This window comes from Lactobacillus sp. B4026 (assembly GCF_026535825.1).
GTDB lineage: Bacteria > Bacillota > Bacilli > Lactobacillales > Lactobacillaceae > Lactobacillus > Lactobacillus panisapium.
On record NZ_JAFNPD010000003.1, the window covers coordinates 169,587 to 183,174 of the forward strand.

General features: G+C 38.9%; 13 protein-coding genes. 12 read left to right on the plus strand and 1 reads right to left on the minus strand.

All coding sequences use genetic code 11. The features are described 5' to 3' along the window. Nucleotides 1-10: 10 nt before the first annotated feature. A complete protein-coding gene (locus tag J3U69_RS04150; protein ID WP_220220643.1) occupies nucleotides 11-547 on the minus strand; it encodes a CvpA family protein in 537 nt (178 codons plus the stop codon). A gap of 157 nt (nucleotides 548-704) precedes the next feature. On the opposite strand from J3U69_RS04150, the gene rsmG reads away from it, so the two are divergent. The 12 genes from rsmG (at nucleotide 705) to J3U69_RS04210 (ending at nucleotide 13,584) form a co-directional block, all read left to right on the plus strand. Next, the gene (gene rsmG, locus J3U69_RS04155) at nucleotides 705-1,427 is read left to right on the plus strand and encodes a 16S rRNA (guanine(527)-N(7))-methyltransferase RsmG (protein ID WP_220232686.1); all 723 of its coding nucleotides are present in this window, start codon (nucleotides 705-707) and stop codon (nucleotides 1,425-1,427) included. Nucleotides 1,428-1,443: 16 nt separating this feature from the next. Next, nucleotides 1,444-2,286 carry a nucleoid occlusion protein gene (gene noc, locus J3U69_RS04160; protein ID WP_267413134.1) on the plus strand — a complete coding sequence of 281 codons (843 nt, stop codon included), beginning with the start codon at nucleotides 1,444-1,446 and terminating at the stop codon, nucleotides 2,284-2,286. Nucleotides 2,287-2,302: 16 nt separating this feature from the next. Then, the gene (locus J3U69_RS04165) at nucleotides 2,303-3,082 is read left to right on the plus strand and encodes a ParA family protein (RefSeq protein WP_220221163.1); all 780 of its coding nucleotides are present in this window, start codon (nucleotides 2,303-2,305) and stop codon (nucleotides 3,080-3,082) included. Then, entirely contained in the window at nucleotides 3,060-3,947 is an 888-nt protein-coding gene (locus tag J3U69_RS04170) for a ParB/RepB/Spo0J family partition protein (RefSeq protein WP_220220646.1), read from the plus strand. Before J3U69_RS04165 ends, J3U69_RS04170 begins: the two co-directional genes overlap by 23 nt. Further along, a complete protein-coding gene (locus J3U69_RS04175) occupies nucleotides 3,940-4,215 on the plus strand; it encodes a DUF951 domain-containing protein (RefSeq protein WP_103752869.1) in 276 nt (91 codons plus the stop codon). Before J3U69_RS04170 ends, J3U69_RS04175 begins: the two co-directional genes overlap by 8 nt. Nucleotides 4,216-4,238: 23 nt before the next feature. Next, on the plus strand, nucleotides 4,239-5,339 hold the full coding sequence (gene ychF, locus J3U69_RS04180; RefSeq protein WP_103752870.1) for a redox-regulated ATPase YchF: 1,101 nt from the start codon (nucleotides 4,239-4,241) through the stop codon (nucleotides 5,337-5,339). A gap of 9 nt (nucleotides 5,340-5,348) precedes the next feature. Continuing rightward, nucleotides 5,349-6,131, plus strand: a complete 783-nt coding sequence (locus J3U69_RS04185) for a DUF1129 family protein (RefSeq protein WP_220220647.1) — start codon at nucleotides 5,349-5,351, stop codon at nucleotides 6,129-6,131. Between the two features lie 137 nt (nucleotides 6,132-6,268). Then, the gene (locus tag J3U69_RS04190) at nucleotides 6,269-7,993 is read left to right on the plus strand and encodes an ABC transporter ATP-binding protein (RefSeq protein ID WP_103752872.1); all 1,725 of its coding nucleotides are present in this window, start codon (nucleotides 6,269-6,271) and stop codon (nucleotides 7,991-7,993) included. Between the two features lie 42 nt (nucleotides 7,994-8,035). Continuing rightward, nucleotides 8,036-9,865: an ABC transporter ATP-binding protein gene (locus tag J3U69_RS04195; RefSeq protein ID WP_220221164.1), complete on the plus strand. Its 1,830-nt coding sequence runs from the start codon at nucleotides 8,036-8,038 to the stop codon at nucleotides 9,863-9,865. Between the two features lie 334 nt (nucleotides 9,866-10,199). Further along, a complete protein-coding gene (locus J3U69_RS04200; protein ID WP_267413136.1) occupies nucleotides 10,200-11,726 on the plus strand; it encodes an ABC transporter permease/substrate-binding protein in 1,527 nt (508 codons plus the stop codon). A gap of 2 nt (nucleotides 11,727-11,728) precedes the next feature. Then, a complete protein-coding gene (locus J3U69_RS04205; protein ID WP_267413137.1) occupies nucleotides 11,729-12,709 on the plus strand; it encodes an ABC transporter ATP-binding protein in 981 nt (326 codons plus the stop codon). A 188-nt stretch (nucleotides 12,710-12,897) separates the two neighbouring features. Continuing rightward, nucleotides 12,898-13,584 (plus strand): response regulator transcription factor, encoded by a 687-nt coding sequence (locus tag J3U69_RS04210; RefSeq protein ID WP_103752875.1) that lies wholly within the window; start codon nucleotides 12,898-12,900, stop codon nucleotides 13,582-13,584. Nucleotides 13,585-13,588 lie beyond the last annotated feature (4 nt).

Below are 13,588 nucleotides of genomic sequence, written 5' to 3' on the forward strand. Positions count from 1 at the left end.
TAAAGTTTGTTTATGCGGCTGTTCGACTAATACTAAAGATATAGTTAAACATTCCGTTAGATAGACCTGGGGTACTGTAAATGATGAACCGTAAAAACGGTGAATTTAAGGTCTGCTGGATAAACCATTGATTTTGCAGAGCATTAAGCATTGATAGGATAATGTAAACAAAGAAATAACTGGCAAAAAAGGAAACAATTGCGCCTAATACACCGTCTAGCAGTGAGCCAAAACTAGTTGAGTGGGGATTTTTACTTGGAAACCAACTTTTGAAAACTTTAGTAACCATTTTGCCAATAAAAAGAATGACGAAAAAGGCTAAAAAGCGAAAAATCATTAAATTAGCGCTCGGAGTCAGTGTGGTTTGAATGTTTTGGCCGGTAATTTGACCATAAAGCCAATTGCCGACAGGATTTTGAAATAAAATTGCCGCAATAAAGACGATTGCCGCAAATATTAAATTAATAATTAATTTGGTAAAACCAGTATGATAGCCTTTATATGTTTTCCAGGCTAAATAGGCTAAAACAATTAAAGTAATAATCATGTTTATCTCCTTTGACGATATTATAGCTTATTTTGTTCATTTAGACTTTGACGGCTGTCGAAAAATATTTCATAATTATAGAGATGTAATGGCTTTACAATAAGCCATTTTTAGCGTTAAATTTATAGGGTGTGAAACAAGGTTTCACGGGTGAAAAATGAATCCTGAACAATTTGTCCAAGAATTATCAAAGCGTAATTTTAAATTAAATGAAAAACAAATCAACCAATTTAACCAATATTTTACCAGCTTAATTGCGGCTAATCAGAAGGTCAATCTTACTCGGATAACCGAAGAAGATGATGTTTACCTAAAACATTTTTTTGATAGTCTTACGCCGTTATTTACTTTTTCTGAAGTCTTTAAGCCAGGTGATACGGTCTGTGATGTCGGTGCGGGCGCGGGTTTTCCGTCGATTCCGCTCAAAATTTTGCAACCAGAATTAAAGGTAACAATCGTTGATTCACTGGGGAAAAGGTTAACTTTTTTACAGGACTTAATTGAAAAATTGCAATTGCAAGATGTGACACTTGTTCATGGGCGTGCTGAGGATGTTGGTCAAAACAAACTTTATCGCGAACAATTCGATATTGTGACGGCTAGGGCAGTGGCTAATATGGCAGTTTTAAGCGAATATTGCCTGCCGCTAGTTAAAAAAAGTGGGTACTTTGTTGCACTTAAGGGGCCAAAAGCGGAAAAAGAACTGCAAGATGGCCAAAAGGCAATTAGTCTCTTAGGGGGCAAAGTAATCCAGACCGAGGAACTCCAACTGCCAACTAGCAGTGAGGAACGGACACTGATTCTGGTCCAAAAGGTGAAAGCAACACCTAAAAAGTATCCACGGCAAGCGGGCACACCGCATCGTAAACCAATTCAATAAATAGGGGGACTCTTATATGTCATTATTTTCTTCTTTACGACATCGTGATGAAATTCCTAAAGATAAACAAATTCAAGATATTGAATTAACTAAAATCATTCCGAATTCTTATCAACCAAGGCGCGAGTTTTCCGATGAATCGATTCGTGAACTAGCTTCAACCTTAGACAAAGAAGGCTTGCTTCAACCAATTGTTGTTCGTGAACAAGGCGATAAATACGAAATTATTGCCGGTGAACGACGCTACTGGGCGGCGAAGCACTTAGGCTGGGAGAAAATTCCAGCAATTGTTAACAATATGGATGAAGCACAAGCAGCTTCACTTGCGTTAATTGAGAACTTGCAGCGCGAAGATTTAAATCCAATTGACGAAGCGCAAGCATATAACAACTTAATGAAGCTAAACAACTTAACGCAGACTGCACTAGCACAAAATATTGGTAAGTCGCAGTCATATGTTGCCAATAAAATGCGGTTATTAAAATTATCACCAAAAGTGCAAAGTTACCTTGCTAGCGGAGAAATTTCTCCTCGTCATGGCCGTTGTCTAGTTGGTTTAACGCAAAAAGATCAAGGTCGTGTGCTTGATGAAATTTTAGCAAATAACCTCAATGTCAGCGATACAGAAAAAATCGTTAAAGACGTTGACGGCTACTTTGAAGATAAGAAAACGCATGAACAGGATAAAGCGGAAAAGACCAAGCGTGCCGTTAACCGGATTCCTAAGGATTTAAAGGTACAGATCAACACGATTAAGCGTGCCGTTAAATTAGCCAAAGAATCAGGCATCAAGGTTAAGGTTAAAGAAAATAATAATCCTGATGATTATATGATCACGATTGAATTGAAGAGAAAGTAGGTTGAGCATGGAAAATATGGTAAGTGTAATTTCGGTTGCTAACCAAAAAGGCGGCGTTGGTAAGACAACGACAACGATTAATTTGGCAGCTTCGATTGCTGAACGTGGCTATCACGTTTTAATTGTTGATATTGATCCCCAAGGTAATGCTACTTCAGGCTTAGGAATTGAAAAGTCGGAAATCGATCAAGATATCTATAGTGTTTTGATTAATGATGTTCCTTTAAAAGACACGATTTTCCACACATCAACTGAAAAACTGGACTTAGTGCCTGCAACAATTAATTTATCTGGTGCAGAAACGGAATTAATCAGCATGATGGCGCGTGAAACTCGGCTTAAGTCAGCTCTTGACACGGTTAGTGAAAACTATGACTTTATCTTTATTGATTGCCCGCCATCTTTAGGACAGCTATCAATTAATGCCTTTACAGCTTCCAACTCAATCTTGATTCCGGTGCAAAGTGAATACTATGCTATGGAAGGTTTGAGTCAATTGCTGAATACTATTCGCTTGGTTCAAAAACACTTTAATAAAGATCTTGGCGTTGAAGGCGTATTGATGACTATGCTTGATGCACGGACAAATTTGGGTGCGGAAGTTGTTAAAGAAGTGAAGTCTTACTTTACTAACAAAGTGTATAAAACAATTATTCCACGAATCACTAAGTTAGCTGAAGCTCCAAGCTACGGCGAAGCAATTACAGAATATGCCCCTAACTCACGGGGTGCCAAAGTATACGATGATTTAGCTAAGGAGGTGTTAAAGAATCATGGAAAGAGACTCAAGAAGTAAAGAGACTAAGAGAAAAGGCGGCCTTGGGCGCGGAATTGAAGCTTTATTTGAAGATGAGCCACAGATTGAAGAAACTGAGGAAGAAATTCAAGATATCGACCTGAGTGCTATTCGCCCGAATCCATACCAGCCACGGAAAAACTTTGATGATAAGACACTAAAGGAATTATCAGATTCAATTAAAGAAAATGGCGTTTTTCAGCCAATTATCGTGCGCAAATCGGTTAATGGCTACGAAATTATTGCTGGTGAGCGGCGTTTCCGTGCTTCAAAGATGGCTAAGAAGAAGACCGTGCCCGCAATTGTTCGTGACTTTACTGAAAGTCAGATGATGGAAGTTGCTGTCTTAGAAAACTTGCAACGTGAAGATTTAACACCGCTGGAAGAAGCTCAGGCATACGAAATGCTGCAAAAGAACTTGGGCCTAACCCAAGAAGAAGTTTCTAAGAGAATGGGTAAATCACGGCCGTACATTGCTAATTATCTTCGGTTACTAACTTTACCTAATAAAACTAAGCACCTCTTGCAACACGGCGAACTGTCAATGGGACAGGCGCGGACATTATTGGGACTTAAGAACAAGGATAAAATTGACGAAGTAGCCAAGCAGGTCGTTAAAGAAGGGATGCCTGTTCGCAAGGTTGAAGCCCTAGTCGCCAACCTGAACGCGAAAAAGCCTCGCAAGAAGACGGTCCAAAAGTCAGCTTTTATTCGTGAAAGTGAACATCAGTTGGCAGATAAGCTAGGTTCAAACGTTAATATTTCTGAAAGTAAGAAGGGAAGCGGCCGCTTGTCGATTGGCTTCTCATCGGTCGATGAATTAAACCGAATTTTAGATATTTTAGGTGTGGATCTTGATGAATAAGGAAATCACTTATAATTTAGCGGATACGGTTTTAATGAAAAAGCCCCATGCATGCAAGACCAATGATTGGGAAATCTTGCGCTTAGGTGCTGATATTCGGCTAAAATGTATGGGATGCGGACATATCGTCATGATGCCGCGAGCAAAATTTACGCATAACCTAAAGAAGGTTTTGCATAAGGCGAATGATCCGGTAAATACGAAAAAAGAACTTTATGTGCCTAAAGAAGATATTGCTTTACCAGGTTTAAACCAAGATAATAACTAGTTTTAAAAAAGAAGAGGATAAGAATGTCATTAACTGCAGGTATTGTTGGCTTGCCAAATGTAGGTAAGTCTACTTTGTTTAACGCGATTACTAAAGCTGGTGCTGAAATGGCCAATTACCCGTTTGCTACGATTGAACCAAACGTGGGAATGGTTGAAGTACCAGATAAGCGTCTTGCTCGGATTCAGGAATTAATTCCGGCCAAGAAAATCGTCCATACCACTTTTGAATTTACCGATATTGCCGGCTTAGTTAAGGGGGCCTCTAAGGGTGAAGGCCTTGGTAACAAGTTCTTGGAAAATATTCGGCAAACTGATGCAATCATTCACGTGGTACGTGCTTTTGAAGACGATAATATTACCTCAGTAACCGGTAAAGTTGATCCTGAAGAAGATATCAATACCATTAATTTGGAACTGGCAATCGCTGACCTTGATGCTGTTAACCGTCGCATTGATAAGGTAAAGAAAATTGCCCAGCAAAATGATAAAGAAGCAAAAGCTGAATACAATGTTTTAGAAAAAATCAAACCGGTCCTAGAAGAAGGCAAGGCCGTTCGGTCAATTGATTTTACTGAAGATGAACAAAAGATTGTTAAGGGCTTGTTTTTATTAACGGCTAAGCCGGTCATTTATGTTGCTAATATTGCAGAAGAATCAATGGCTGATCCCGAAAGTGATCAGTACTTCCAGATTGTCAAAAAGCATGCTGAAAGTGAAAAGGCTGAGTGCCTTGGCATTTCTGCAGCAACCGAAGAAGAGATTGCTGGTCTAGATGACGATGAAAAAGCCGAATTTTTAGAAGCTGAAGGCGTTACTGAGTCAGGTCTTGACCGCTTAATTAGGGCAGCTTATCATATTCTAGGTCTCAGAACATTCTTTACGGCTGGCGGTCCGGAAACACGTGCTTGGACATTCCATGAAGGGATGAAAGCCCCACAAGTAGCTGGTGTTATTCACTCAGACTTTGAACGTGGATTCATTCGGGCTGAAGTTGTTTCCTATGATGACTTAGATAAATATGAAACAATGCAAAAAGTTAAAGAAGCTGGTAGATTACGTCTTGAAGGTAAAGACTACGAAGTTCAAGATGGTGACATTATTGAATTTAGATTTAATGTTTAGGAAGAAATAATGGCAGAAAAAAATAACGAAGAACAGTCAAAGATTGATAATTCTAAGCAAGAAAAGCTGAAGGAAAAAGTTGCAAGCCAAAACATGGAGGACGAAGTTAAGCAAACAGAGCCCGCACAATTGCGTGAGCAGCTTAGCAATAAAAACTCTGATTATGTTTACCGTTTGCAAAAAGAACTGGAAGCTCAAGGGTCAATGAGTGAAGAAGATGCAGTTAAACATGTAGACGGTCTTCTGTCTGACTTGGTAATAGCTCAACGTCATGGGCAACCGGCCAGTACATTTTATGGCATGTCACCTAAATTAAAGGCAGCCGACATGTTAAAGCCTAAGGTAAAAACTGCGGCTGATATTCCGTTTTGGCAATATGCAACCGATAGTGCCTTGTTATATGTAGCCTTATTTGTTGGTCTTTTTGGTGTGATTGCTTTATTTACACCTAACTCAAAGAACAACTCACAAATGGGAATCTTAACTTTGGTCATTGTTGGTGCCGGCATGGGCATTTTCATGACGAAATATAATGACTGGGTTTTACCTGCAGGTGGTAAAAATAAGAAGATACCATGGTCAAAATTGATTTTAGGTATGTGTGCAATCGTGCTAATTTTAATCGTTCTTATTTTCTTGTTATCAATTCCAGCTCTGCATGCGATCAATCCAGTATTACCTGGTTTTGCTGATATCATTATTGCTGCCGTTACTTATGGCGCTCGCTGGTTATTCCGGCGTCACTACCAAATTATTGGTTCCGTTTTCAATCCGGCTTCAAGAAATAAATAGAGTGCTATTTAATTTAAAAAGCGCTATACTAAGTTAACTATATATTTTTAGGGATAAATAGATTTTAAAATCTATTTATCCTTTTAAAATTTAGGCACATATGAAAGTCATTTCACATAGATAGAAAGAGGTATTTAATGATTAACACACTGCGTAAATCAATTAGGCAGTATAAGAAACAATCCTTATTGTCGCCGCTCTTTGTTACTGGTGAAGTTATCATTGAAATGTTAATTCCATATCTGGTTGGAATTTTAATTGATAACGGCATCATGAAAGGTAATATGCCTTATATTACTAGAGCTGGACTATTACTACTGATAATCACAATCGTTTCGCTTATTTTAGGTGCCGGAGCCAGCTACTTTTCCGCACATGCGGCAGCTGGTTTTGCAGCTAATTTGCGTAAAGACATGTTTTACCATGTCCAAGACTTTTCTTTTGAAAATATTGATAAATTCTCAAGCTCAAGTCTTGTTACTAGAATGACGACTGACGTTAACAATGTTCAAATGTCATACCAAATGCTAATCAGAATTGCGGTTAGAGCCCCAATGATGCTGATAGTTTCGATAATTATGTCTTTGATCATTAGTCCACGTTTGTCACTAATCTTTGTTATTATTGCACCAATCTTTGTCATTTTAATGGCCCTGATTATTAAGAGTGCTAACCCATATTTCCCTAAAATCTTTCGGGGATATGACCGAATGAACCAAGTCGTGCGCGAAAATATTCGGGGAATTCGCGAAGTTAAAACTTACGTTCAAGAAGAGCCGCAAACCGTAGAGTTTAAAAAATCTTCTGGTTTTATTTACAAGCTTTTCTCAACGGCCCAAAAAATTATGTCACTCAACGCGATGGTGGTCATGGCCGTATTGAATATTTCCAACTTGGCTATCTGCTGGTTCGGTGCTAAAGAAATTGTTGGCGGCAGTTTACAAGCCGGTCAATTAATTTCAATGTTTTCTTATTCAAACTCAGTTTTGAACAGTTTAAACATTTTGGCCATGATTTTTACTCAGCTGGTTGTTTCTGCGGCAAGTGGTCGGAGAATTGCTGACGTAATTAATGAAAAGCCATCAATTGAGAATCCGCGTAAACCATTAAAGCATGTTACTAATGGTGAAGTTATCTTTGACCATGTTAATTTTAAGTACAATCCGGATGATAAAAACCTTGCTTTGAACAATATCAATTTAAATATTAAGCCGGGTGAAACACTTGGAATTATTGGTAAAACGGGTTCATCTAAGTCGACGTTAGTAGCAATGATTCCGCGACTATACGACACTGATTCTGGTGCTGTCCGCGTTTCAGGTCATAACGTTAAGTCATATGATTTAAAGACTTTGCGTGATAATGTTGCCGTTGTTTTGCAAAACAATGTTTTATTTTCCGGTACGATCAAGGATAACTTGAAGTGGGGAAATGAACATGCAACAGATGAACAAATTCTAACTGCTGCCAAGATTGCACACGCCGATGACTTTATTCGTGAAATGCCTGATAAATACGACACAATGGTTGAGCAAGGCGGAAACAATGTTTCTGGTGGTCAGAAACAAAGAATTACGATTGCTCGTGCCTTACTAAAGAACCCAAAGATTTTGATTCTGGACGATTCAACTTCTGCGGTTGATACGCATACTGAACGGGAAATTCGTGAGTCTTTGGCAAAAGATATGCCGGAAACGACCAAAATTATCATTTCACAGAGAATTGTTTCAATTAAGGATGCTGATCGAATCGTTGTCATGGATGATGGTAAGATTCAGGATATTGGCACGCATGACGAATTAATGGAGCGTAATGATCTCTACAGTTCAATTGCCAAGTTCCAAGAAGAGCAAAAGAAGTAGGTGATAAATTTGGATAAAGCAGCAGAAAATAAAAAAACAAGTATGAAGGGTCAGCGGACCACAACCTTGTACCGCTTGCTCAAATTAATTGCGAATACTAGCCCTTGGATGTTAATTACGTCAATCATTGCTATTGTATTGACGGCCGGTGCCAATGTTATTGGTTCGCTTTTTATCGAGCGTTTAATTAACGTTTATATCATTCCGTTGACTAAGCAAGCTCATCCTAATTTTGGCCCACTTTGGCAGGCAATTACGGTAATGTTTGGCTTTTATGCTATCGGCTTTATTTCAAACTACCTGTTTGCAATGCTGATGGCCGTTTTGGCACAAAAAGTACAATATCGCGTTCGTAACGAAATGTTCGAGCATATGGAAAAATTGCCGATTTCTTATTTTGATGAGAATGATTATGGGGATATTATGAGTCGTTATACCAACGATATCGATACCCTGATGCAGATGATTTCGCAATCAATTCCGCAATTTATGAACTCGATGCTTAACATTGTGTTTGTTTTAGCAGCGATGTTTAGTTTAAGCTGGCAACTGACTATTTTTACTTTGATTATCTTTGCATTGTCAATTGGAATCGTGCGCTTTTTAACTACGCGTTCATCACACTACTTCCAAATGCAGCAAAAAGAATTGGGTCAAGTCAACGGGTACAACGAAGAAATGCTTAATGGGCTAAAGGTAATTAAGGTCTTTAGTCATGAGCCTGAAGTTGAAAAGGATTTTAACGTTTATAACAAGGCCTTAGAAGATGCAGCAGGTAAAGCTAATACTTACGCTACTGTCTTATTCCCAATTATGGGAAATGTTGGTAATTTGCTTTACGTTTTAATCGCCGTTTTGGGTGGTGCTGTTGCGCTTAACCATATTGCTCCCTTGTCTTTGGGGGTAATCGGTGCCTTCTTGCAGTTATCTAAGCAGTTTGCTATGCCAATTGCGCAAATCTCGCAGCAATTAAACTCAATTGTTATGGCGTTAGCTGGTGCAAAAAGAATTTTCGACTTGGAAGATGAACCGGTTGAAATTGATGATGGCGATGTCACCATTTCGAAAAATAAGGATGTCAAGGGTTCATGGTACTGGAATGTTCCGCAAAAAGATGGTTCAGTCAAGAAAGTTACCGTTAAGGGTCACATTGTTTTTGACAAAGTAAACTTTGGTTACTCACCTAATAAGCAAATTTTGTACAATATTTCGCTTGATGCTAAACCAGGCATGAAAGTTGCTTTAGTTGGTGAAACTGGTGCAGGTAAGACCACTATCTCCAACATGCTTAACCGTTTTTATGAAATTGGTTCAGGAACAATTACCTATGATGGCATTCCAATTAAACGGATCAAAAAAGATGACTTGCGACGGTCACTATCGATTGTTCTGCAGGAAACGCACATGTTTACCGGCACTATTATGGACAATATCCGCTTCGGTAACATGGAAGCCAGCGATGATGACGTCTACCAAGCAGCACACCTTTCACACGCGGATGAGTTCATTCATAATTTAGATGAGGGCTATAAGACTGTGATTGATGGTAATGGCGGCGATTTATCCCAAGGACAAATGCAGCTATTAAGTATCGCACGGGCAATGATTGCTGATGAACCGGTTATGATTTTGGATGAGGCAACTTCAAGCATTGATACTCAAACTGAGAAGTTGGTTCAAGCCGGAATGGATAACCTGTTAGCAGGACGAACAAGTTTTGTCATTGCGCACCGTTTATCGACAATTGTTAACTCGGACTTGATTTTAGTTCTTGACCACGGTCATATTATTGAGGCTGGTAACCACGAAGAGCTTCTCAAGGAGAAGGGTTACTACTACGAACTCTACACTGGCAAGAAAGAAATTGAATAAAATAAATTAATAAGAATCCTAATATCTACAATAAGTTGTCAAAGATATTAGGATTTTTTGTTTGCTGATTTTTAAAAATAATTGTTGATAATTGCTGATATCAGTGCACTTAAAGCTTACGCAAGCAAGGTTAAAGAAGCTTAAGGTTAACAAAGTAAAATTAACTTTCTACTAAAAAAGTATCTAATCAGAGCACATTTTTAGATGAAAACATCAGTTTGTGTTATTGTAATAAAAGAATAAATTCACGTGAACGTGTTATTGCGGTTAAAGTGCTACCTAGCAATAATTTAGCCGTTAACTAGTGCAGTGCTGAGTAAAAAGGAAATTATCAATGAACCAAATTATACAAATCCTCAATGATCGCCGGGGAGATTTATGGGTTGCCCTGTTGCAGCACTTACAAATATCGTTAGTATCATTGTTATTAGCAATGTTGATAGCAATGCCGCTTGCCTTTTGGGCAACAAAGCATAAAAAGGCGGCTGAATTTTTATTACAGCTAACCAGTATCTTGCAAACAATTCCGTCCTTAGCCCTTTTAGGTCTTTTGATTCCGTTAGTTGGGATTGGCACGATTCCGGCAGTGATTGCCTTAGTTGTTTATGCCTTGTTGCCAATTTTTCAAAATACTTATGTTGGACTAACCGGCATTGATCCCGCACTTGAAGAAGCTGCCAATGCTTTTGGGATGTCTAGACTGCAAAAACTGACCAAGGTTGAATTGCCGCTTGCGATGCCAACAATTATTTCGGGAATTCGGACTGCGCTAGTTTTAATCATCGGTACAGCAACGATGGCTGCGTTAATTGGTGCAGGTGGATTAGGAAGTTTTATCCTACTGGGAATTGATCGTAATAACACTGCCTTAATCATTATCGGTGCTGTTTGTTCCGGTCTATTGGCAATCACTTTAAGTGCGCTAATCAAGTGGCTTGAACATGCCTCAATTAGAACCACCCTTGGTGTTTTCGGCGTCTGCCTGCTTTTTTTAGTCGGTTCAGGTGTTTATCAAACAATCAATAGCCAGACGGAAACGGTGACGATTGCCGGTAAATTAGGTGCAGAACCAGAAATCTTAATTAATATGTACAAAGAACTGATTGAAGACGGTGATAAGCACGTCAAAGTAACCCTTAAGCCTAATTTTGGGAAGACAACCTTTTTGTTTAGTGCACTTAAAAATGACAAAATTGATATTTATCCGGAATTTACCGGAACAGTGCTGGAAACTTTAGCCAAAAAGCCGGTCACGACGACTAATTTAACCGAAAAGCAAACTTATCAGCAAGCGCGTGCAGTTCTTGCTAAGCAAGATAACCTTACCTTGCTTAAGCCAATGGCCTACGATAATACTTATGCGCTCGCGGTTAAAGCCAGTTTTATGAAAAAACATCAGCTAAAGACAATCAGTGACTTAGCAAACATTCAGAGCCAGTTAAAGGGTGGAATGACCATGGAATTTATTGATCGTGGTGATGGTTTTAAGGGTATTAAAAAGCTTTACCAGATTAATTTCCCGGTTAAATCGATGGAGCCAGCACTGCGCTACCAGGCAATTGAGCAGGGAAAAGTTAATATTGTTGACGCATATTCCACTGATAGTGAACTGCGGCAATATCACTTAAATATTTTAAAAGATGATAAGCATAACTTCCCAATCTATCAGGGAGCACCACTCATGCGGTCTGATTTTGCTAAACGGCACCCACAGATTGTAGCTAGTTTGAACAAACTGGCAGGCAGAATTACGGAAAAAGAAATGCAGGAAATGAATTATGAAGTAAACGTCAAAAATGCGGATCCAAGCCAAGTAGCCCATAAATATCTAGTGCGACATCATTTAATTAAGGAGAACTAGCCATGACAACAGCAATTAAATTTGAACACGTAAAAAAAGCCTTTGCTGATCAAGTGGTAGTTAATGATTTCAATTTAGACATTCAGCAAGGCGAGCTATTTGTTTTGGTAGGTAATTCTGGTAGTGGCAAAACGACTTCAATTAAAATGATTAACCGGTTGGAGGACCCCAGTTCCGGTAGGGTACTAGTTAATGATCAGCCCACCACTGATTATAATGTCCAAAAACTGCGGTGGAACATTGGTTACGTGCTGCAGCAAATTGCCCTTTTTCCTAATATGACTGTTGCTAAGAATATTGCTTTAATCCCTGAAATCAAGGGCGAAGTGAAGGGTAAAGAACAAGAGCAACGCGAAAAGGTACGCAATTTATTAAAGCAAGTCAACCTCGATCCAGATAACTACTATGATCGCTATCCGCGAGAACTATCTGGTGGTGAACAGCAACGGATTGGAATCTTACGGGCAATTGCTTTTAAGCCGCCAATTGTGTTAATGGATGAGCCCTTTAGTGCCCTTGATCCATTGTCGCGGACTAATCTCCAAGATCTTGTTATTAAGCTTCACCGGGAGCTGCATAATACCATTGTTTTTGTTACACATGATATGAGTGAAGCACTTAAACTGGCTGACCGAATTGGTGTTATGAAAGATGGCAATTTATTACAAGTAGCTGAGCCGCAAGAAATTCTGCGTCATCCTGCTAACCAGTTTGTCCGCGAATTCTTCCAGGGAAGTCTTGGCAATGATTTATACGAAACGCCTGTGCGTCAAGCAATCCTGTTTAATGAACTTAAAGAGGAGCAAGGAGATAGTCCTAAAGCGGCGCCTGTAATTAGTGTTGATGATAAATTAGCTAACTTGTTAGCTCTTTTAAGCGAGCATCCAACAATTGCTGTTCAAAATTCAAATCAAGAAATATTGGGCTATGTTGACCGGCAATGGATTATCAGGTATTTAAGTGGAATAAATGATTTTAACTAGCTAAGTTGGACCAAGTTGTCCAGCTTTTTTAATAAAAAGATAAGTTATGCTTGAATATTAGGTGATTATCAGATAATTGGCTAAAATAGATGGCAAAGAGTCTGCTACACTATAGTTAGCAAAAATAAAACGAAAAAATAATTTAGATAAATCTAACAAAAAGAAAATTAAAGAAGGGAATATGCCCGATGAAAATTTTAGTAGTTGATGACGATAAAGAAATCGTTGAATTATTAAGTATTTACCTTAAAAATGAAGGTTATACCCCTGTTGTAGCTTATAGCGGCAAAGAAGCCATTACTAAGCTCACTACTACTCCTGACATTGCTCTAATGATTTTGGACGTAATGATGCCTAGCATGAGTGGAATTGATGTAATTAAGGAAGTTCGGAAAGACTCGGATATTCCGATTATTATCGTTTCCGCTAAGACAGGCGACATGGATAAAATCCAGGGACTAATTACTGGTGCCGATGATTATGTTTCCAAGCCGTTTAATCCGTTAGAGGTAATGGCCCGTGTCCGTTCACTGTTACGTCGTAGTCAAAAGCAGGTTAAGGATGATGAACCTGATGTTCTTGAAATTGGGCCACTCATTATTAACCGTGATTCACATGAGGTGAAAACGATTGACGGTAAGGATATTCAGTTGACGGCACTGGAATTTGGAATTTTATATTTACTTGCCAGTCACCCTAACCGGGTATTTTCAGCCGATGAAATATTTGAACGTGTTTGGCAGCAAGAATCCATTGTTTCTGCCAAAACGGTCATGGTTCACGTTTCGCACTTGCGTGACAAGATTCAAAAAGCAACTGGTGGCGAAGATGTCATCCAAACTGTTTGGGGCGTAGGCTATAAGGTTGAGGCTTAGCTAA